Source organism: Streptomyces sp. NPDC041940 (genome assembly GCF_055589465.1).
Genome location: NZ_JBVJBP010000002.1, coordinates 265,777 through 286,205 on the forward strand (window position 1 = coordinate 265,777; position 20,429 = coordinate 286,205).

Sequence of the window (20,429 nt, forward strand, 5' to 3'; positions counted from 1 at the left end):
CACGGCAATCAGGGCGATAATGCGCGACACCGCTCGTCGGGCAGCCGTGCGGACGGCTGGGCGGCGTGTCCGAAATAGTGTGTATTGGGTCGGCAGTGTAGAACGGGAGATGTGACGGCGATGGCTACGGATACTCCCCAGCTCCACGCAGCACGTGCCGTCCCCGCGCCGGGCAGCCGGCGGTGACGGGAACCGGCACGGCGCGCGTCCTCGACCCGGAGCGCGGCACCCTCGACAAGGCCGCGGGCGAGAACTTCCCCGTGGCCCCCTTCTTCCTGCCCCGGGCCTGGCGCACCGACCTCATGGCCGTCTACGGCTTCGCCCGCCTGGTCGACGACATCGGCGACGGCGACCTGGCCCCCGGTGGTGCCGACGCCCGGCTGCTCGGCCTGTCCCCGCAGGACGCCGAGGACCGGCTGGTCCTGCTGGACGCCTTCGAGGGCGACCTGCGCAGGGTCTTCGACTCGACCCCGCGCCACCCCCTGCTCCGCCGCCTCCAGCCCACCGTCCGCCGCTGCTCGCTGACCCCGGAGCCGTTCCTCGGCCTGATCGCCGCCAACCGCCAGGACCAGCTCGTCAGCCGGTACGAGACCTACGACGACCTCCTCGCCTACTGCGAGCTGTCGGCCAACCCCGTGGGCCGTCTCGTCCTCGCCGTCACCGGAACCTCGACGCCCGAGCGGATCCGCCGCTCCGACATGATCTGCACGGCCCTGCAGATCGTCGAGCACCTCCAGGACGTGGCCGAGGACCTCGGCCGCGACCGTGTCTACCTGCCCGCCGCCGACATGAAGCGATTTCACGTCCAGGAGGCGGACCTCGCCACGAAATCCGCCGGAGCGTCGGTCCGTGCGTTGATTGCGTACGAAGCGCAAAGGGCCCGGGATCTCCTGAATGAAGGCGCCCCCCTGGTGGGTAGCGTCCACGGCAGGCTGAAGCTGCTGCTCGCGGGGTTCGTGGCGGGGGGAAGGGCGGCCGTCCACGCGATCGCCGCCGCCGAATACGACGTACTTCCCGGCCCGCCCAAGCCCGGCAAGGTCCGGTTGCTGCGTGAGGTGGGCGTGACTCTGCGAGGAGAGGGGTGATCCGGACCGTGGAGTCGGAACCACACGCGTCCCCACCGGTACTCGCCGCCTACAGCTACTGCGAGGCCGTCACCGGGCGGCAGGCCCGTAACTTCGCCTACGGCATCCGGCTGCTGCCGACGCCTCAGCGCCGTGCCATGTCGGCGCTGTACGCGTTCTCGCGGCGGGTCGACGACATCGGCGACGGCGCGCTCGCCCACGATGTCAAGGTCGCGAGGATGGAGGAGACCCGGGCGCTGCTCACCCGGATCCGTGAGGGCGAGGTCGACGAGGACGACATCGACCCCGTCGCCGTCGCGCTCACCCACGCGGCCGGGGCCTTCCCGATCCCGCTGGGCGGTCTGGACGAGCTCATCGACGGCGTCCTGATGGACGTCCGCGGCGAGACCTACGAGACCTGGGACGACCTGAAGGTCTACTGCCGCTGTGTCGCGGGCGCCATCGGGCGCCTCTCGCTCGGGGTGTTCGGCACGGAGCCGGGGGCGCGCGGCGTCGACCGCGCGCCCGAGTATGCCGACACGCTCGGGCTCGCGCTCCAGCTCACCAACATCCTGCGGGACGTCCGCGAGGACGCCGTGGGAGGGCGCACGTACCTGCCCGCCGACGACCTCGCCAAGTTCGGCTGCTCGGCCGGCTTCAGCGGGCCACGGCCACCGGAGGGCTCCGACTTCGCGGGCCTCGTGCACTTCGAAGTGCGACGGGCCCGCGCTCTGTTCGCCGAGGGCTACCGGCTGCTCCCCATGCTCGACCGGCGCAGCGGCGCCTGTGTCGCCGCCATGGCCGGCATCTACCGCCGCCTCCTCGACCGCATCGAGCGCGACCCGGAGGCCGTGCTGCGCGGCCGCGTCTCCCTCCCCGGCCGGGAGAAGGCCTACGTCGCCGTACGCGGCCTGTCCGGCCTGGACGCCCGGCACGTGACGCGACGGGCCGTCAGGAGGCGTGCGTGACGAGGGAACAGGACCAGGAGGAGGCCGCCGGCGACGAGGCGCATGCCTGGCGGGAGCCCCGTGGCGGGCTGGACGCCTTCGGTGCCGTCGCGGCGCGCGACCCGCGTGCTGTGCGGAAGGTTCGGCCGGGGCCTTCCCCCCGCCGCCGGGGATCCGGCGGCGGTCCCGCCGGTGTGGGTGCGGCCGCCCGGCGTGGGTACAGCGCCCCTCTCCGCCACACCGTCGGAGACAAGCGGTGGGCAACCCTCCGTCGCCTCGTCGCGTCCCAGACGGAGACGGCCGGTCCCGCACCGCTCTCGGCGCACGGCCGCCGCGCAGGGGAGGGTGCGCGATGACCCACGGCACACGGTCCCACGGGCCGGTCACGGACGGGCGGCACGCCGTCGTGGTGGGCGGCGGGCTCGCCGGCATCACCACCGCGCTCGCGCTCGCCGACGCCGGAGTGCGGGTCACCCTGCTGGAGGGCAGGCCGAGACTCGGCGGACTGGCCTTCTCCTTCCAGCGCGGCGAGCTGACCGTCGACAACGGACAGCATGTGTACCTGCGCTGCTGCACCGCCTACCGCTGGTTCCTCGACCGCATCGAGGGCGCGGCCCTGGCTCCGCTGCAGGACCGGCTCGACGTACCCGTCCTGGACGTCGCCCGGCCCGAGGGACGCCGGCTCGGCCGGCTGCGGCGCGACGCGCTGCCCGTGCCCCTGCATCTGGGACGCAGCCTCGCCACCTATCCGCACCTGTCGCTCGCCGACCGCGCCAAGGTGGGCCGGGCCGCGCTCGCGCTCAAGGGTCTCGACCTGGCCGATCCGGCGCTGGACGCCCAGGACTTCGGCAGCTGGCTGGCCGCGCACGGCCAGTCGGCCCGTGCCGTCGAGGCCCTGTGGGACCTGGTCGGGGTCGCCACCCTCAACGCGGTCGCGGGCGACGCCTCCCTGGCGCTCGCCGCGATGGTGTTCAAGACCGGACTGCTGTCCGACCCGGGCGCGGCCGACATCGGCTGGGCGCACGTACCGCTCGGCGAGCTGCACGACCGGCTGGCCCGCGCGGCCCTCGACTCCGCGGGCGTCCGCACCGAGCTCCGTACGCGCGTCACCTCCGTCGTCGAGAACACGAACGGCGGGTGGAGCGTCCAGGTTCCCGGCGAGACGCTGGAGGCGGACGCGGTGGTGTTCGCCGTACCGCAGCGCGAGGCCTACGACCTGCTGCCCGAGGGGGCCCTGGACGCCCCCGAGCGGCTTCTGGAGATCGGCACCGCGCCGATCCTCAACGTCCATGTGGTGTACGACCGCAAGGTGCTCGCCCGGCCGTTCCTCACCGCCCTCGGCTCCCCGGTGCAGTGGGTCTTCGACCGGACCGAGGCGTCCGGGCTGCGCGAGGGGCAGTACCTCGCCCTGTCCCAGTCGGCGGCCCAGGACGAGATCGACGAGCCCGTGGCCGTGCTGCGCGAGCGGTACCTGCCCGAGCTGGAGCGGCTGCTGCCTCTGACCCGCGGCGCCGAGGTGAAGGACTTCTTCGTCACCCGGGAGCGCACCGCGACCTTCGCTCCCACCCCCGGCGTCGGGCGCCTCAGGCCCGGTGCCCGCACCAAGGCATCCGGCCTCTACCTGGCCGGAGCGTGGACCGCCACCGGGTGGCCCGCGACCATGGAGAGTGCGGTCCGCAGTGGCGTCGGCGCGGCGGACGCCGTGCTGGGCGCCCTGGGCCGGCCCCGCCCACGCCACCTCTTCGAGTTCGAGGAGGCGGCGTGATGCTCGATCACCAGCACCACACGGCAGGCGGCCCCCGCACCTCCGGTACCGCAACAAGAGGAGAGACTGTGCCCACTGTGCCCCCGGCCTCGAAGGCCGCTCGAGAGACCGCGGTGGACGTGGCCGCGCTCCTGGAGCGCGGTCGGACCCTGGCCATGCCGGTACTGCGGGCGGCCATCGACCGCCTGGCACCTCCCATGGACACTGTTGCCGCCTACCACTTCGGATGGATCGACGCCCAGGGCAGGCCCACGGAGGGGGACGGCGGCAAGGCCGTACGCCCCGCCCTCGCGGTGCTGTCCGCCGAGGTCATGTCCGTCGCCCCCGAGACCGGCATCCCCGGCGCCGTCGCCGTGGAACTCGTCCACAACTTCTCCCTCCTCCACGACGACCTGATGGACGGCGACGAGCAGCGCCGGCACCGCGACACGGTGTGGAAGGTGCACGGCCCCGCCCAGGCCATCCTGGTCGGCGACGCCCTGTTCGCCCTCGCCAACGAGGTGCTCCTCGAACTCGGCACCGTCGAGGCCGGCCGCGCCACCCGCCGTCTGACCACCGCCACCCGCGCCCTGATCGACGGTCAGGCCCAGGACATCTCCTACGAGCACCGCGACCGCGTCACCGTCGAGGAGTGCCTGGAGATGGAGGGCAACAAGACCGGCGCCCTGCTCGCCTCCGCCAGCTCCATCGGCGCGGTGCTCGGCGGCGCCGACGACCGCACCGCCGACACGCTGGAGAAGTACGGCTACCACCTGGGCCTCGCCTTCCAGGCCGTCGACGACCTCCTCGGCATCTGGGGCGACCCGGTCTCCACCGGCAAGCGGACCTGGAGCGACCTGCGCCAGCGCAAGAAGTCGCTGCCGGTCGTGGCCGCCCTCGCGGCGGGCGGCTCCGCCTCCGAGCGGCTCGGCGAGATCCTCGCCGCCGACGCCAAGAGCAGCGACTTCGAGAACTTCTCCGAGGAGGAGTTCGCGGCCCGCGCCGCCCTCATCGAGGAGGCGGGCGGGCGCGAGTGGACCGCCGACGAGGCCCGCCGCCAGCACACCATCGCCATCGAAGCCCTTGACGCCGTCGACATGCCCGACCGGGTGCGGGACCAGTTCGCGGCGCTCGCCGACTTCGTCGTCGTACGAAAGAGATGATCACTATCGGCCGAATAGCCCTCGCGTAGTCGCCGGCCGGTGCCGCGAGGCACCACGGAGCACCGGCCGACGGCGGACCCACAGCAGCTGCACACCTTGCACCACTGCACGAAGGGGAAGCCATGACAGCGACGACCGACGGAAGCACCGGGGCCCTGCCACCCCGCGCCGCCGCGGCCAGCGAACACGACACCGACATCCCCGCGGCGGCCGGGGTACCAGAAGCCGCCGCACGCGCCGCCCGGCGTGCCACCGACTTCCTGCTCTCCCGCCAGGACGCCGAGGGCTGGTGGAAGGGCGACCTCGAGACCAACGTCTCGATGGACGCCGAGGACCTGCTGCTCCGTCAGTTCCTGGGCATCCGCGACGAGAAGACCACCCGGGCCGCGGCCCTCTTCATCCGCGGCGAGCAGCGCGACGACGGCTCCTGGGCCACTTTCCACGGCGGCCCCGGCGAACTCTCCGCCGGCATCGAGGCCTACGTCGCCCTCCGCCTGGCCGGTGACGCGCCCGACGCGCCCCACATGGCCAAGGCCTCCGCCTGGATCCGCGAGCGGGGCGGCATCGCGGCCGCCCGGGTCTTCACCCGGATCTGGCTCGCGCTGTTCGGCTGGTGGAAGTGGGAGGACCTGCCCGAACTCCCGCCGGAAATCGTCTGGTTCCCGAAGTGGCTGCCGCTCAACATCTACGACTTCGGCTGCTGGGCCCGGCAGACCATCGTGCCCCTGACGATCGTCTCCGCGAAGCGTCCGGTACGCCCCGCGCCCTTCCCGCTCGACGAGCTGCACACCGACCCGGCCACCCCGAATCCCGCCAAGCCCCTTGCGCCGATGGTCAGTTGGGACGGCGCATTCCAGCGGATGGACAAGGGCCTGCACGCCCTGCGGAAGGTCGCCCCGCGCCGGCTGCGCGCGGCCGCCATGAACAGCGCCGCCCGCTGGATCGTCGAACGGCAGGAGAACGACGGCTGCTGGGGCGGCATCCAGCCCCCCGCCGTGTACTCGATCATCGCCCTGCACCTGCTCGGCTACGACCTCCAGCACCCCGTGATGCGGGAGGGGCTGGCGTCCCTGGACCGCTTCGCCGTGTGGCGCGAGGACGGGGCCCGGATGATCGAGGCCTGCCAGTCACCGGTCTGGGACACCTGCCTCGCCGCGATCGCGCTCGCCGACGCCGGACTGCCCGCCGACCACCCCCAGTTGGTGAAGGCCGCGGACTGGATGCTGGGCGAGGAGATCGTCAGACCCGGCGACTGGTCCGTCAAGCGGCCCCAGCTTCCGCCCGGCGGCTGGGCGTTCGAGTTCCACAACGACAACTACCCCGACATCGACGACACCGCCGAGGTGATCCTCGCGCTGCGCCGGATCACCCACCACGACCCGGAGCGGCTGGAGAAGGCCATCGGGCGCGGTCTGCGCTGGACCCTCGGCATGCAGTCGCGGAACGGCGCGTGGGCCGCCTTCGACGTCGACAACACCAGCCCCTTCCCGAACCGGCTGCCGTTCTGCGACTTCGGCGAGGTCATCGATCCGCCCTCCGCCGACGTCACCGCGCACGTCGTCGAGATGCTCGCGGTGGAAGGACTCGCCCACCACCCGCGCACCCGGCGCGGCATCGAGTGGCTGCTCGCCGAACAGGAGCCGGACGGCTCGTGGTTCGGGCGCTGGGGCGTCAACTACGTCTACGGCACCGGGTCCGTCGTACCCGCCCTGGTGGCCGCGGGCATCCCCGCCGCGCACCCGGCGATCCGGCGGGCCGTGACCTGGCTGGAGTCGGTCCAGAACGACGACGGCGGCTGGGGCGAGGACCTGCGCTCCTACCACGAAGCCAAGGAGTGGAGCGGCAAGGGCGCCTCGACCGCCTCCCAGACGGCGTGGGCCCTGATGGCCCTGCTGGCGGCGGGGGAGCGGGACTCCAAGGCCGTCGAACGCGGCGTCGAGTGGCTCGCCGCCACCCAGCGGGCGGACGGCTCCTGGGACGAGCCGTACTTCACGGGGACGGGCTTCCCGTGGGACTTCTCGATCAACTACCACCTCTACCGGCAGGTGTTCCCGCTCACCGCGCTCGGCCGCTACGTCCACGGGGAGCCCTTCGCCGACCGGCACCAGGGCAGCGGGGAGGCCGGGAGGCCCTGCTCCAAGGCCAAGGGGAGCTGATGAGCAGCCAGCCCGCCCCGGTCCCGCTGCTGATCGCCTGCGCGCTCGGCATCGAGCAGCTCGCCCTGCGCGCGGGCGACCGAGGCGGCGCCGGCGGGCCGGTCACCGTGCTGCGCACGGGCATGGGCCCGGTGGCGGCCGAGCGGTCCGTCACCCGGATGCTCGCCGAGCCGGCCCTGTGCGACGCCGCCGTCCTGGCCACCGGCTTCTGCGCGGGCCTCGCGCCCGGCATGCACCCCGGTGACCTGGTCGTCGCCGAGGAGACCCGCGACCCACGGGGCACGACCGTCTGCGTCGGGACCGAGCTGCTGGTCAAGGAGCTGGCCCGGGCCGTACCCGGGCGGACCGTGCACACCGGGCCGCTCACCGGCTCCGACCACGTCGTACGCGGTCCCGAACGGTCCGATCTCCGCGCCACCGGCGCGATCGCGGTCGACATGGAATCCGCCGTCACGCTCCTGAGCGCCGTACGCGCGGGCGAGCGCCCGGTTGCGGCCGTCCGGGTGGTCGTGGACGCTCCAGAACATGAACTCGTCCGGATCGGCACGGTGCGCGGTGGAATATCAGCTTTCCGTGTCCTTCGTTCCGTCCTTCCCGCTTTCTTCGAATGGCACCGTTCCTTGCTGCTCCCCAGGAGGTGAGCCAGATGGCCATGCCGCTTCGACAGTCCATCAAGGTCGCTACATATTTGGCTGAACAGAAGCTCCGCCGGCGGGACAAGTTCCCGCTGATCGTCGAGCTGGAGCCGCTGTTCGCCTGCAACCTCAAGTGCGAGGGGTGCGGCAAGATCCAGCACCCGGCCGGGGTGCTCAAGCAGCGGATGCCGGTCGCGCAGGCGGTCGGAGCGGTGCTGGAGTCCGGTGCCCCCATGGTGTCCATCGCCGGTGGCGAGCCCCTGATGCACCCGCAGATCGACGAGATCGTGCGTCAGCTGGTGGCCAGGCGGAAGTACGTCTTCCTGTGCACCAACGCGCTGCTCATGCGCAAGAAGATGGACAAGTTCAAGCCCTCCCCCTACTTCGCCTTCGCGGTGCACATCGACGGGCTGCGCGAGCGGCACGACGAGTCGGTGGCGAAGGAGGGCGTCTTCGACGAGGCCGTGGAGGCCATCAAGGAGGCCAAGCGGCGCGGCTTCCGGGTGACCACCAACTCGACCTTCTTCAACACCGACACCCCGCAGACCATCATCGAGGTGCTGAACTTCCTCAACGACGACCTCCGGGTCGACGAGATGATGATCTCGCCCGCCTACGCCTACGAGAAGGCCCCCGACCAGGAGCACTTCCTCGGCGTGGAGCAGACCCGCGAGCTGTTCAAGAAGGCCTTCGCGGGCGGCAACAGGCGGCGCTGGCGGCTCAACCACTCCCCGCTCTTCCTGGACTTCCTGGAGGGCAAGGTCGACTTCCCCTGCACCGCGTGGGCGATCCCGAACTACTCGCTGTTCGGCTGGCAGCGCCCCTGCTACCTGATGAGCGACGGGTACGTGCCGACGTACCGGGAGCTGGTCGAGGACACCGACTGGGACAAGTACGGACGCGGCAAGGACCCGCGCTGCGCCAACTGCATGGCGCACTGCGGCTACGAGCCCACCGCCGTGCTCGCCACCATGGGATCGCTGAAGGAGTCCCTGCGCGCACTGCGCGAGACGGTCTCCGGGAACCGGGAGCAGATGCCATGACCGCCATCTCGCTGGGTGTCCCCGAGGTGCCGGCCCGGCCGATCGCCGAGCGGCGTGCGTCGCGCCGGATCGAGGTCGGTCCGGTGGCGGTCGGGGGCGGGGCCCCGGTGTCGGTGCAGTCGATGACGACGACCCGTACGTCGGACATCGGCGCCACCCTGCAGCAGATCGCCGAACTCACCGCGTCCGGCTGCCAGATCGTCCGGGTCGCCTGCCCGACCCAGGACGACGCGGACGCGCTCGCGACCATCGCGCGCAAATCGCAGATCCCGGTGATCGCGGACATCCACTTCCAGCCGAAGTACGTGTTCGCGGCCATCGAGGCGGGCTGCGCGGCCGTCCGCGTCAATCCCGGCAACATCAAGCAGTTCGACGACCGGATCAAGGAGATCGCGCAGGCCGCCAAGGACCACGGCACCCCGATCCGGATCGGCGTCAACGCCGGGTCGCTGGACCGGCGGCTGCTCCAGAAGTACGGCAAGGCGACCCCGGAGGCGCTGGTGGAGAGCGCGCTCTGGGAGGCCTCGCTCTTCGAGGAGCACGGCTTCCGGGACATCAAGATCTCCGTCAAGCACAACGACCCGGTCGTGATGATCGAGGCGTACCAGCAGCTCGCCGAGCAGTGCGACTACCCGCTGCACCTGGGGGTGACGGAGGCGGGCCCGGCGTTCCAGGGCACGATCAAGTCCGCGGTGGCGTTCGGCGCGCTGCTGTCGCGCGGCATCGGCGACACGATCCGGGTGTCGCTGTCGGCGCCGCCGGCCGAGGAGGTCAAGGTCGGCATCCAGATCCTCCAGTCCCTGGGGCTCAAGGAGCGCCGGCTGGAGATCGTGTCGTGTCCGTCCTGCGGGCGCGCCCAGGTCGACGTCTACAAGCTGGCCGAGGAGGTCACGGCCGGACTCGACGGCATGGAGGTGCCGCTGCGGGTCGCCGTCATGGGGTGTGTGGTCAACGGACCCGGCGAGGCACGGGAGGCCGATCTGGGGGTGGCCTCCGGCAACGGCAAGGGGCAGATCTTCGTGAAGGGCGAGGTCATCAAGACCGTCCCCGAGTCGAAGATCGTCGAGACGCTGATCGAAGAGGCGATGAAGATCGCCGAGCAGATGGAGCAGGACGGCGCGGAGCCGGGGGAGCCCGCCGTCACCGTGAGCTGAACAGCACGGAATCCGAAGGGGGCCCGACGTGACGATTCTGGAGAGCATCCGGGGACCACGCGATCTGAAGGCGCTGTCCGAGGCGGAACTCGGTGAACTGTCCGAGGAGATCAGAGAGTTCCTGGTGCACGCGGTCGCCAGGACCGGCGGCCATCTGGGACCCAATCTGGGCGTGGTGGAGCTCACCGTGGCCCTGCACCGGGTCTTCGAGTCACCGGTCGACCGCATCCTGTGGGACACCGGCCACCAGAGCTATGTCCACAAGCTTCTGACGGGACGGCAGGACTTCTCCAAACTGCGCGGCAAGGGCGGCCTGTCCGGCTACCCCTCACGCGCGGAGTCCGAGCACGACGTCATCGAGAACAGCCACGCCTCCACGGCCCTCGGCTGGGCCGACGGGCTCGCCAAGGCCCGCCAGGTGCAGGGGGAGAAGGGCCATGTCGTCGCGGTCATCGGCGACGGCGCCCTGACCGGCGGCATGGCCTGGGAGGCCGTGAACAACATCGCGGCCGCCAAGAACCGGCCGCTGATCATCGTCGTCAACGACAACGAACGCTCCTACGCCCCCACCATGGGCGGCCTCGCCAACCACCTCGCGGCCCTGCGCACGACCGACGGCTACGAGCGGGTCCTGGCCTGGGGCAAGGACGTGCTCCAGGGCACGCCCCTGGTCGGCCGCACCCTCTACGAGGCCCTGCACGGCGCGAAGAAGGGCTTCAAGGACGCCTTCGCCCCACAGGGCCTGTTCGAGGACCTGGGCCTGAAGTACGTAGGACCGATCGACGGGCACGACATCGGGGCCGTGGAGTCCGCCCTGCGGCGCGCGAAACGGTTCCACGGGCCGGTCCTCGTCCACTGCCGCACCGAGAAGGGCCGCGGCTACGAACCCGCCCTCGCCCACGAGGAGGACCACTTCCACACCGTCGGCGTCATGGACCCGCTGACCTGCGCGCCGCTCTCACCGGCGGGCGGCCCCTCCTGGACCTCCGTGTTCGGCGAGGAGATCGTCAGGATCGGCGAGGAGCGGGACGACGTGGTGGCGATCACCGCCGCCATGCTGCATCCGGTCGGCCTCGGCGCCTTCGCCGAGCGGTTCCCGGACCGGGTGTGGGACGTCGGCATCGCCGAGCAGCACGCGGCCGTCTCCGCGGCGGGCCTGGCGACGGGCGGCCTGCACCCGGTCGTCGCCGTCTACGCCACCTTCCTCAACCGCGCCTTCGACCAGCTCCTGATGGACGTGGCCCTGCACCGCTGCGGGGTGACCTTCGTCCTGGACCGGGCCGGGGTCACCGGCGTCGACGGGGCCTCCCACAACGGCATGTGGGACATGTCCGTCCTCCAGGTCGTCCCCGGTCTGAGGATCGCGGCACCACGTGACGCCGACCAGCTACGGCTCCAGTTGCGCGAGGCGGTGGCCGTCGACGACGCCCCGACCCTGCTGCGCTTCCCGAAGGAGTCCGTCGGCCCGTCGGTCCCGGCTCTCGACCGGGTGGGCGGACTGGACGTGCTGCACCGTGCTCCGGAGCCTCAGGTGCTCCTGGTGGCCGTGGGCGTGATGGCGCCCGTCTGCCTCCAGGCCGCCGAGCTGCTCGAAGCCCGTGGCATCGACTGCACCGTCGTCGACCCCCGCTGGGTCAAGCCCGTCGACCCGGCGCTCCCGGGCCTCGCCGCCGAGCACCGACTGGTCGCCGTCGTCGAGGACAACAGCCGCGCGGCCGGGGTCGGCTCGGCCGTGGCGCTGGCCCTCGGCGACGCCGACGTCGACGTACCGGTACGGCGCTTCGGCATCCCGGAGCAGTTCCTCGCGCACGCCAAGCGCGGCGAGGTGCTCGCCGACATCGGCCTGACACCCGTCGAGATCGCCGGACGGATCAGCGCGAGCCTGGCCGTCAAGCAAGAGCTGTCCAAGGAGCCACTGGAATGACAACCGCCGAGTCCGCGTCGGAGTCGTCGCAGGCCGGGGAGTTCGACCTCGGCAAGCTGCTGGCCGAGCGCGCGGCCGAGCGCTACGAACTGCACACCAGGTACCTCAACCACCAGCTCCCGCGCATGCTGCGCACCATCGGCTTCGACAAGGTCTACGAGCGCGCCGAGGGCGCCTACTTCTACGACGCGGACGGCAACGACTACCTCGACATGCTCGCCGGGTTCGGGGTGATGGGCGTCGGCCGCCACCACCCCGTCGTCCGCAAGGCCCTGCACGACGTCCTGGACGCCGGGCTCGCCGACCTCACCCGGTTCGACTGCCAGCCGCTGCCCGGCCTGCTGGCCGAGAAGCTGCTCGCACACAGCCCGCACCTGGACCGGGTGTTCTTCGGCAACAGCGGCACCGAGGCCGTCGAGGGAGCGCTGAAGTTCGCCCGGTTCGTCACCGGCAGACCCAGGATCCTGTACTGCGCGCACGCCTTCCACGGCCTGACCACCGGCTCCCTCTCCGTGAACGGCGAGTCCGGCTTCCGCGACGGCTTCGCCCCGCTGCTGCCCGACACGGCCGTACCGCTCGGCGACCTCGACGCGCTGGAGAAGGAGCTGAAGAAGGGCGACGTCGCCGCCCTGATCGTCGAACCGATCCAGGGCAAGGGCGTGCTGGCCGCCCCGCCCGGCTACCTGCTCGCCGCGCAGGAACTGCTGCACCGGCACAAGGCGCTGCTCATCGCCGACGAGGTGCAGACCGGCCTCGGCCGGACCGGCGACTTCTACGGCTACCAGCACGAGGACGGAGTGGAACCCGACCTCGTGTGCGTGGCCAAGGCGCTCTCCGGCGGCTATGTGCCGGTCGGCGCCACGCTCGGCAAGGACTGGATCTTCAAGAAGGTCTACTCGTCCATGGACCGGGTCCTGGTCCACTCGGCGAGCTTCGGCTCCAACGCGCAGGCCATGGCGGCGGGCCTGGCGGTGCTGTCGGTGATGGAGAACGAGCAGGTGGTGGCCAACGTCCGCGCCACCGGGGAACAGCTCAGATCCCGGCTGGCGGCGCTGACGGACCGGTACGAGATGCTCGCCGACGTCCGCGGCCGGGGGCTGATGACCGGCATCGAGTTCGGCCGGCCGAAGTCGCTGAAGCTGCGCAGCCGCTGGGCCATGCTCCAGGCCGCGCGCAAGGGGCTGTTCGCGCAGATGGTCGTCGTGCCGCTGCTCCAGCGGCACCGGATCCTCACCCAGGTCTCCGGCGACCACATGGAGGTGATCAAGCTGATCCCGCCGCTGATCATCGGCGAGCGGGAGGTGGACCGGTTCGTCGACGCCTTCACCGCCGTGATGGACGACGCGCACAACGGCGGTCTGGTGTGGGACTTCGGGAAGACCCTGGTCAAGCAGGCGGTGGCCAACCGGTAGGCGCTGGCGGTTTTGCCTCTGAGGCAAGAAAGTTGCCGCTGGGGCAAGCCTCCGGCTGAATGGAGGCATGAGCTCCTCCGAACAGCCTGGTGAGCTGCCCGCCGTAGCCCCACAGCTGCGCGCGCTGCGCCGCCAGGCCTCCCTGACGCTGGAGGCCGCGGCCCGTGCCGCCGGGCTGTCGCCCGCCCACCTCTCCCGTCTGGAGACCGGACAGCGCCAGCCCTCGCTGCCGATGCTGCTCGCGCTGGCCCGCGTCTACGGTACGACCGTCTCCGAACTGCTCGGTGAGACGGTCGCCGACCGGGACGCCGTGGTCCGCGCGGCCGACATGGAACCGACCACGGCGGGCGGCTGGACGTACTGGCAGGCCGGCGCCTCCGGGCGCGGGATGCAGGCCCTGCGCGTCCATGTGCCGTACGGCTCCCAGGGCGACATCGTGCGCGTCCACCCGGGCGAGGAGTGGCTCCATGTGCTGCGAGGCCGGCTGCGGCTGCGCCTCGGTGACGCCACCCACCGGCTGGCGCCCGGCGACAGCGCCCACTTCGACTCGCTCACCCCGCACCGGATCGCCGCCGAGGACCAGGACGGCGTCGAGCTGCTGTTCGTCCACACCCTGATGCAGAGCCCGACGGCCACCCTGTGCCTGGGCCCCACCCCTGGAGAGACGCCATGAGCGACATCGAGGACAAGTTCCCGCGCGCCCTGTGGGTGCGGCTGTTCGTCTACCTCGTGTTGGGGCATGTCTTCGCCGCGTTCGTCTACTTCCTCTTCGAGGCGGGGGCCCGCTAGCCCCGTTCGGCCCCGTTCCTCAGTCGAGGAGCCGGTCGCGCAGGCGCTCGCGGGTCTCCGGAGTGAGGTCGAGCCCCTTCTCCAGGTAGGTGTCGACGTCGCCCCAGGTCTCCTCGAGAGTGTCGAAGGCGGCCGTCAGATACTCGGCGCGCGCGTCGAAGAGAGGGCTGAGCAGCTCCATGACCTCGGGGGAGTAGGCCGAGTCGGCGGAGCCGCTGCGCCGCACCTTGTAGCGGCGGTGCTTGGCGTTCGACTTCAGGTAGTCCTCGACGATCGCCTCACGCTCGACGCCCACCGCGAGCAGCGTCACCGCGACCGACAGGCCCGCGCGGTCCTTGCCCGCCGCGCAGTGCATCAGCGCGGGGACGCTGTCCTCGGCGAGCGCGTGCAGCACCTTCGAGTGCTCGGCGGTGCGGTGCTTGATGATCGTGCGGTAGGAGGCGATCATCCGGCCCGCTCCCTTGCCGTCCGAGAGGATGGCCCGCAGCTGCTCCAGGTCGCCGTCGCGGACCAGCTTCCAGAACTCGGCGCCGTCGGCGGGGTCGCTCAGCGGCAGGTTCACATTGCGCACGCCCGGCAGCTCGACGTCCGGCCCTTCGAGCTTCTGGTCGGCCTCGTTGCGGAAGTCGAAGATCGTGTGCAGGCCCAGGCCGGTCAGGAAGGCGGCGTCCTCACCCGTCGCGTGCGCGAGGTGGCCGCTGCGGAACAGCACTCCCTGCCGCACCCGCCGTCCGTCCACGGTCGGCAGTCCGCCCACATCACGGAAATTGCGCACTGCGGCGAGCTCGGGTTCGGTCGAGGGGACCTGCTGCGTCACGGGGGCTCCTCCCACACGGCGCCGTCGGCGCGGCTCGTCGACGGGCACCACTCGACGATACGACATGCCTGCCAGGGGCAATGAGTTGTCCACAGGCGTTGCCGGAAGCCCCCGAAGCCCTTGATGATGTTCGTGCCTGGTCGCACCTGGTCGGGCTTGTTCGAATCTGTGAGGGCCTGATGCTGGAGATCTCCGAAGACGGTCGTACGTGGGTGCTCTCGGGGCCGGCCAGCAGTTACGCCGTCCATGTCACCGACCGGGACGAACTGCTGCACCTGCACTGGGGCGCCCGGATCGGCCTCGCCGACGCCGAGGCCCTGGCCGTCCGGCCGTTGCCGGACTACTGGGCCTTCGAGTCCCCGCTCGACGGACGCGAGGAGTACCCGGTCGAGGGCGGCCCCCGCTTCGCCCGGCCCGCCCTGTCCGTGCGCACCGCCGAGCGGCGCGGCACCGAGTGGAGCTACGAGGGCCATGACGCGGGGGACGCCGAGCGCGGCGAGGGCGGTGAGCTGCGGCTCCGCTTCCGCGACGGCGACCTGGCCGTCACGCTGCACTACCGGATGCGCTCCGCGGCCGATGTCGTCGAGCGCTGGGTGACCCTGGAGAACCACGGACCGTCCGTCGAGGTGCTGCGCGCCGACTCCGCCACCTGGACCCTGCCCGACCGCGACACCTGGCGGCTGTCCCAGCTGCACGGCCGCTGGGGCGCCGAGTCCCGGCTGACGCGCTCGGCCCTCACCTACGGCGAGAAGATCATCGGCAGCCGCCGCGGCCACACCTCCCACCAGCATCTGCCCTGGGTCGCCCTCGACACCGACGCGACCGAGGAGCGCGGGGAGGTCTACGGCTGCGCCCTGGGCTGGTCCGGGTCCTGGCGGATGTCGGTGGCCCAACTCCCGGACGCGCGCGTGCAGATCACCGGCGGGGCCGGGTACGACGACTCGGGCCTGCTGACGCTGGACACGGGCGAGTCGTACACGACCCCCGTCTTCGCCGGGCTCTGGAGCGACGGCGGCTTCGGCGGGGCGAGCCGCGCCTGGCACGCCTACCAGCGGACCCACGTCGTCCCGGACGCGGACCGGGACCGCCCGGTGCTGTTCAACTCCTGGGAGGCCACCGAGTTCGACATCTCCGAGGAGCAGCAGCGGGCGCTCGCCGAGCGGGCCGCCGGCATGGGCGTGGAGCTGTTCGTGGTCGACGACGGCTGGTTCGGGGCCCGGACCAGCGACCGCGCCGGACTCGGTGACTGGACGCCCAACCCCGACCGCTTCCCCGGCGGCCTGAAGCCGCTCGCCGACCATGTGCACGGCCTCGGCATGCGGTTCGGGATCTGGGTCGAGCCGGAGATGGTCAACGCGGACAGCGACCTGTACCGCGCACACCCCGACTGGGTGCAGTACCAACCCGGACGAAAGCGGACGGAATTCCGCAATCAGCTCGTGCTGAACCTCGCCCGCGAGGACGTCCAGGAGTATCTGTGGGAGCAGCTCGACGGGCTGCTCTCCAGCGCGCCGATCGACTACGTCAAGTGGGACTTCAACCGCTGCTTCAGTGACGCCGGCTGGCCGGACGACCCCTACCCGCAGCGGCTCTGGGTCGACCACGTGCGCGCCCTGTACGCCCTGCTGGACCGGCTGCGGGCGGCCCACCCCGGGGTGGCCTTCGAGTCCTGCTCGGGCGGCGGCGGCCGGATCGACCTCGGGGTGCTGGGCCGCACGGACCAGGTGTGGACCTCCGACAACACCGACCCGCTCGACCGGCTCGCCATCCAGCACGGCTTCAGTCAGATCCATCCGGCCCGGGTCATGGCCGCGTGGGTCACCGACAGCCCGAACGCCATGCTCAACCAGCGGGCCAGCTCCCTGCGGTTCCGGTTCGTCAGCGCCATGGCCGGGGTGCTCGGGGTGGGCGGCGACCTCACGCGGTGGACGGCGGAGGAGCTCGCCGAGGCGCGCGAGTGGGTGGGGCTCTACAAGGAGATCCGGCCCGTGGTGCAGCGCGGCGACCTGTACCGGCTGCGGCCCCCGGAGGGCGGCCTGAGCGCGGTGCAGTACGTCCTCGGCGACGAGGCCGTCGTCCTGGCCTGGCTCCAGGCGCAGCGCTACGGCGAGCCCGTTCCGGCGCTCCGGCTGCGGGGCCTCGACCCGGCAGCGACGTACGAATGCCTCGAAACGGGCGAAGTTCACCGAGGGGCCGTACTGGCGCATCACGGGCTGCGGGTCGGCCTGCGCGGGGACCTGGATGCCGCGGTCGTCCGCCTTAAGCGCAAGTAGCCCTTCTGTCCGAATAAGGAACTTAAGGTGTTTCGGCATAACGTGCCCCGATCGTAAAGGAGATGAGGTCGGGGTGCGTGACCATCGTCATATTCGTGACGATGCGTTGTCGTCATGTTCACGTAATTCTTGCGCTATTCAGGGGCATTGCGGAAAAACAGAGATCGGAAATCCACGCTCGGTGACGGGAAATGTGCCGACGCGTCAAGAGAACCGCCCTCACAGGGAACCGCAAGCTTGTCCCATTGCGTCTCGGTCGCTTACGTTCCACACCAATCCGGACGGACGCCTAATCCTGCCGCCGCCCGGAGCCCCACACACTCACCCGTGTATGGCAGGAGCGGGGGACCCACAGGTACGACGCCTGTTCCGGTTCCCGGAACGGCTTGGGGTTCAGCCGCACTTCGGCGCGGCCGGGCATCTCCAGCCCGCACCCGACAGCTCACCTCGCAGGCGCCGGAGAGGAATTCGCCATGCCCGCGAAGGGTAAGCACCGCCGCCCGAAGTCCCAGCGTTTCACCCGCTCCATCGCCGTCGCCGGAACCGGCGGGGCCGCCCTCGCCCTTCCGCTCATGGGTGCCGCCGGCGCCCACGCCGCCACCCCGCAGTCGGCTCCGGAAAAGGCCGTGCAGTCCGCTCCGGCACCCGAGAAGAAGGCAGCCGAAAAGGCCACGGGCGCCCACACGTACACAGTGAAGGCCGGCGACTATCTCGCGAAGATCGCCGACGACCAGCACGTCAGCGGCGGCTGGAAGAAGCTCTACAGCGACAACCGTGACGCCGTCGGCTCCGACCCGTCGATGATCCACCCGGGTCTGAAGCTCTCGGTCGGCGAGAAGGCGGCGAGCGCGCCCAAGACGCAGTCGTCCGCGCCCAAGGCGGCCGAGAAGCCGAAGGCGTCGGCTGAGAAGTCGGCCGCCACCGAGTCGTCCGCGAAGGCCGACACCGCCGCGAAGCCCGCCGCCGCCAAGCCGGCCGCCGAGGCCACCGGCTTCAGCCTCCCGGTGGACGGAGCCGGCGTCGGCACCCCGTACCACATGTCCGGCAGTATGTGGTCCAGCGGCTACCACACCGGTGTCGACTTCGTCGTCCCGACCGGCACCTCCCTCAAGGCCGTCGGCGCGGGCACGGTCGTCTCCGCCGGCTGGGGCGGCGCGTACGGCAACCAGGTCGTCATCCAGCTCGAGGACGGCAAGTACGCGCAGTACGCCCACCTGTCCCAGCTCTCCGTCTCGGCCGGCCAGACCGTGACGGCCGGGCAGCAGGTCGGCCTGTCCGGTGCGACCGGCAACGTGACCGGACCGCACCTGCACTTCGAGATCCGCACCACGCCGGACTACGGCTCGGACGTGGACCCGGTCGCCTACCTGCGCTCGCACGGCGTCTCCGTGGGCTGACCGATCGCACGACCACCTGCCTGACACGCGGCCGAAGGCCGGACCCCGATCCCCGGGTCCGGCCTTCGGTGTGTGCGGGCGTCGAACGCCCTTCGCCTCAAGGGATCGACAGGATGCGGCAGTTGGGACACAGTGATCCCGTCGTTAGCGCAAGCGCTTTCCGAAGGAGCTGTGTCCCGTGCCGACCACCCGGAGAACGTTCGGAGCCCTGGCCGCCGGAGCCGCCCTGGCCGCCCTCGCCCCGACGGCGACCGCGAACGCCGCACCCCGCCACCGTCGCCTCATCGCCCACGACGACTTCTGCCACGGCCTCGCCCAGTGGGCGACCGAGCTCCAGAACGGCGGCACCGTCACGGCCTCACGCGGCGTCCTGGACATCGACGTGCCGAGCGGAGCGACCGTCTGGTTCCGGCGGCGCCTCGAAGGACCGTACGTCCTCGAGTACACCGCCACGCCCGTCTCCGAGGGCGGGGCCAACGACCGGGTCTCGGACCTCAACAACTTCTGGAACGCCACCGACGTCCGCTCCCCGGACGACCTCTTCGCGACACCGCGTGGCGGGGCGCTGGAGGAGTACGACCACCTGACGACGTACTACGCCGGGTACGGCGCCAACTACAACACCACGACCCGGCTGCGGCGTTACGTCGGCCAGGCCGGTGTGCGTCCCCTGATCCACGACTACACCCGGCCGCTGCTGGTCCCGGGCGAACCGAACCGGGTCCGGATCGTCTCCGACGGGTCGACGGTGCGCTGGTGGAACAACGGGCGGCTCGTCTTCGACCACACCGACCCACAGCCGTACACGAGCGGGCACTTCGCCTTCCGAACCGTGTGGAGTCACTTCCGGATCGCGGGCTTCCGGGTCTGGCGACTGACCCCGCAACATTCCTGACGGACGGCCTATTCCGGAGTTGGCGAACCCTTTAGGAGTGGCTTATCTCACCGCCCGTCAACCCTTTCCTACGGTCGCGTAGGTCACATTCGAGGGTGAAGTATGAGCTGCTGTGGCAGACGATTCGAAGAGTTACAGCAGAGCAGTGATCGGGTCGTACGTGGCGGTGGGGGACAGCTTCACCGAGGGCGTCGGCGATCCCGGCCCCGAAGGGGCGTTCGTCGGCTGGGCCGACCGGTTCGCCGTGCTGCTCGCCGACCGCAGGCCCGAAGGCGACTTCCGGTACACCAACCTCGCCGTACGCGGAAAACTCCTCGACCAGATCGTGGCGAACCAGCTTCCGAGGGCCGTCGACATGGCCCCGGACCTCGTCTCCTTCTGCGCCGGGGGCAACGACATCATCCGGCCCGGCACCGACCCGGACGAGGTGGCCGAGCGGTTCGAGCGGGCCATCGCCCAGCTGGCCGCGGTGGCCGGCACGGTGATGGTGACGACCGGGTTCGACACCCGTGGCGTGCCCGTGCTCAAACATCTGCGCGGCAAGATCGCCACGTACAACGGGCATGTCAGGGCCATCGCCGACCGGTACGGCTGCCCGGTGCTCGACCTGTGGTCCCTGCGCAGTGTCCAGGACCGCCGGGCCTGGGACGCCGACCGGCTGCACCTGTCGCCCGACGGGCACACCCGCGTGGCGCTCCGCGCGGGGCAGGTGCTCGGCCTGGAGGTGCCGGCCGACCCCGAGCAGGAGTGGCCCCCGCTGCCGCCCCGCGGCACCCTCGACGTCCGGCGGGACGATGTCCACTGGGCGCGGGAGTTCCTGGTGCCGTGGATCGGGCGCCGGTTGCGCGGGGAGTCGTCGGGGGACCATGTGACGGCCAAGGGGGCGCTGTCGCCGGAGGACATCAGGATGCGGATCGGGGCGGTGGCGTAGCGCCTGCGGTCTCGTCGTGGGTCGGGGCCGTGCCGGGGGGTGCGGGTTCGCGCAGCCGCGCAACGCCCCGGGCCCCGGCACCAAC

18 protein-coding genes and 1 riboswitch are annotated in these 20,429 nt (G+C 71.4%); of the genes, 17 read left to right on the forward strand and 1 reads right to left on the reverse strand.

The genetic code is table 11. The features are described 5' to 3' along the window. The first annotated feature begins 182 nt into the window (after positions 1-182). From hpnC to ACZ6I3_RS05910, 13 genes are all read left to right on the forward strand, one after another. Positions 183-1,085 carry a squalene synthase HpnC gene (gene hpnC, locus ACZ6I3_RS05850; protein WP_469412053.1) on the forward strand — a complete coding sequence of 301 codons (903 nt, stop codon included), beginning with the start codon at positions 183-185 and terminating at the stop codon, positions 1,083-1,085. Further along, positions 1,082-2,032, forward strand: coding sequence for a presqualene diphosphate synthase HpnD (gene hpnD, locus ACZ6I3_RS05855; RefSeq protein ID WP_184588092.1), 951 nt, complete (start codon positions 1,082-1,084; stop codon positions 2,030-2,032). Before hpnC ends, hpnD begins: the two co-directional genes overlap by 4 nt. A gap of 173 nt (positions 2,033-2,205) precedes the next feature. After that, the gene (locus ACZ6I3_RS05860) at positions 2,206-2,367 is read left to right on the forward strand and encodes a DUF6380 family protein (protein WP_469412476.1); all 162 of its coding nucleotides are present in this window, start codon (positions 2,206-2,208) and stop codon (positions 2,365-2,367) included. Continuing rightward, a complete protein-coding gene (hpnE, locus tag ACZ6I3_RS05865; protein WP_469412055.1) occupies positions 2,364-3,776 on the forward strand; it encodes a hydroxysqualene dehydroxylase HpnE in 1,413 nt (470 codons plus the stop codon). Before ACZ6I3_RS05860 ends, hpnE begins: the two co-directional genes overlap by 4 nt. 77 nt (positions 3,777-3,853) lie before the next feature. Then, positions 3,854-4,918 (forward strand): polyprenyl synthetase family protein, encoded by a 1,065-nt coding sequence (locus ACZ6I3_RS05870; protein ID WP_469412478.1) that lies wholly within the window; start codon positions 3,854-3,856, stop codon positions 4,916-4,918. 122 nt (positions 4,919-5,040) lie between these two features. Further along, positions 5,041-7,074: a squalene--hopene cyclase gene (shc, locus tag ACZ6I3_RS05875; protein WP_469412057.1), complete on the forward strand. Its 2,034-nt coding sequence runs from the start codon at positions 5,041-5,043 to the stop codon at positions 7,072-7,074. Next, positions 7,074-7,715: a 5'-methylthioadenosine/S-adenosylhomocysteine nucleosidase family protein gene (locus ACZ6I3_RS05880; protein WP_469412059.1), complete on the forward strand. Its 642-nt coding sequence runs from the start codon at positions 7,074-7,076 to the stop codon at positions 7,713-7,715. The genes shc and ACZ6I3_RS05880 overlap by 1 nt, the downstream gene beginning before the upstream one ends. A gap of 5 nt (positions 7,716-7,720) precedes the next feature. Further along, on the forward strand, positions 7,721-8,752 hold the full coding sequence (hpnH, locus tag ACZ6I3_RS05885; RefSeq protein ID WP_399016807.1) for an adenosyl-hopene transferase HpnH: 1,032 nt from the start codon (positions 7,721-7,723) through the stop codon (positions 8,750-8,752). Further along, positions 8,749-9,906 carry a flavodoxin-dependent (E)-4-hydroxy-3-methylbut-2-enyl-diphosphate synthase gene (gene ispG / locus ACZ6I3_RS05890; protein ID WP_469412062.1) on the forward strand — a complete coding sequence of 386 codons (1,158 nt, stop codon included), beginning with the start codon at positions 8,749-8,751 and terminating at the stop codon, positions 9,904-9,906. Before hpnH ends, ispG begins: the two co-directional genes overlap by 4 nt. Positions 9,907-9,934: 28 nt before the next feature. After that, a complete protein-coding gene (dxs, locus tag ACZ6I3_RS05895) occupies positions 9,935-11,830 on the forward strand; it encodes a 1-deoxy-D-xylulose-5-phosphate synthase (protein ID WP_469412063.1) in 1,896 nt (631 codons plus the stop codon). Then, entirely contained in the window at positions 11,827-13,242 is a 1,416-nt protein-coding gene (locus tag ACZ6I3_RS05900) for an aspartate aminotransferase family protein (protein WP_469412065.1), read from the forward strand. Before dxs ends, ACZ6I3_RS05900 begins: the two co-directional genes overlap by 4 nt. Positions 13,243-13,309: 67 nt before the next feature. Beyond that, complete coding sequence (locus tag ACZ6I3_RS05905; protein WP_469412067.1) at positions 13,310-13,915, forward strand: helix-turn-helix domain-containing protein; 606 nt, start codon at positions 13,310-13,312, stop codon at positions 13,913-13,915. Next, positions 13,912-14,031, forward strand: coding sequence for a DUF6126 family protein (locus ACZ6I3_RS05910; protein WP_469412069.1), 120 nt, complete (start codon positions 13,912-13,914; stop codon positions 14,029-14,031). Before ACZ6I3_RS05905 ends, ACZ6I3_RS05910 begins: the two co-directional genes overlap by 4 nt. Positions 14,032-14,050: 19 nt before the next feature. Here ACZ6I3_RS05910 and ACZ6I3_RS05915 read toward each other — a convergent pair whose 3' ends face one another. Beyond that, complete coding sequence (locus ACZ6I3_RS05915) at positions 14,051-14,848, reverse strand: tyrosine-protein phosphatase (RefSeq protein WP_469412071.1); 798 nt, start codon at positions 14,846-14,848, stop codon at positions 14,051-14,053. A gap of 179 nt (positions 14,849-15,027) precedes the next feature. Here ACZ6I3_RS05915 and ACZ6I3_RS05920 point away from each other — a divergent pair, with 179 nt between their 5' ends. From ACZ6I3_RS05920 to ACZ6I3_RS05935, 4 genes are all read left to right on the forward strand, one after another. Beyond that, positions 15,028-17,121, forward strand: coding sequence for an alpha-galactosidase (locus tag ACZ6I3_RS05920; protein WP_469412072.1), 2,094 nt, complete (start codon positions 15,028-15,030; stop codon positions 17,119-17,121). 312 nt (positions 17,122-17,433) lie between these two features. Beyond that, positions 17,434-17,590: riboswitch (cyclic di-AMP (ydaO/yuaA leader) on the forward strand. 4 nt (positions 17,591-17,594) lie between these two features. Beyond that, the gene (locus ACZ6I3_RS05925; RefSeq protein WP_469412074.1) at positions 17,595-18,518 is read left to right on the forward strand and encodes a M23 family metallopeptidase; all 924 of its coding nucleotides are present in this window, start codon (positions 17,595-17,597) and stop codon (positions 18,516-18,518) included. Between the two features lie 178 nt (positions 18,519-18,696). Next, complete coding sequence (locus ACZ6I3_RS05930) at positions 18,697-19,413, forward strand: DUF6250 domain-containing protein (RefSeq protein WP_469412076.1); 717 nt, start codon at positions 18,697-18,699, stop codon at positions 19,411-19,413. 145 nt (positions 19,414-19,558) lie between these two features. Next, entirely contained in the window at positions 19,559-20,344 is a 786-nt protein-coding gene (locus tag ACZ6I3_RS05935) for an SGNH/GDSL hydrolase family protein (protein ID WP_469412480.1), read from the forward strand. Positions 20,345-20,429 lie beyond the last annotated feature (85 nt).

Excerpts from the sequence above, each read along its gene's own strand:
- hpnE (WP_469412055.1), top strand. The coding sequence starts at position 2,364 with ATGACCCACGGCACACGGTCCCACGGGCCGGTCACGGACGGGCGGCAC.
- shc (WP_469412057.1), top strand. The coding sequence starts at position 5,041 with ATGACAGCGACGACCGACGGAAGCACCGGGGCCCTGCCACCCCGCGCC.
- ACZ6I3_RS05880 (WP_469412059.1), top strand. The coding sequence starts at position 7,074 with ATGAGCAGCCAGCCCGCCCCGGTCCCGCTGCTGATCGCCTGCGCGCTC.
- hpnH (WP_399016807.1), top strand. The coding sequence starts at position 7,721 with ATGGCCATGCCGCTTCGACAGTCCATCAAGGTCGCTACATATTTGGCT.
- ispG (WP_469412062.1), top strand. The coding sequence starts at position 8,749 with ATGACCGCCATCTCGCTGGGTGTCCCCGAGGTGCCGGCCCGGCCGATC.
- ACZ6I3_RS05900 (WP_469412065.1), top strand. The coding sequence starts at position 11,827 with ATGACAACCGCCGAGTCCGCGTCGGAGTCGTCGCAGGCCGGGGAGTTC.
- ACZ6I3_RS05905 (WP_469412067.1), top strand. The coding sequence starts at position 13,310 with ATGAGCTCCTCCGAACAGCCTGGTGAGCTGCCCGCCGTAGCCCCACAG.
- ACZ6I3_RS05910 (WP_469412069.1), top strand. The coding sequence starts at position 13,912 with ATGAGCGACATCGAGGACAAGTTCCCGCGCGCCCTGTGGGTGCGGCTG.
- ACZ6I3_RS05920 (WP_469412072.1), top strand. The coding sequence starts at position 15,028 with ATGCTGGAGATCTCCGAAGACGGTCGTACGTGGGTGCTCTCGGGGCCG.
- ACZ6I3_RS05925 (WP_469412074.1), top strand. The coding sequence starts at position 17,595 with ATGCCCGCGAAGGGTAAGCACCGCCGCCCGAAGTCCCAGCGTTTCACC.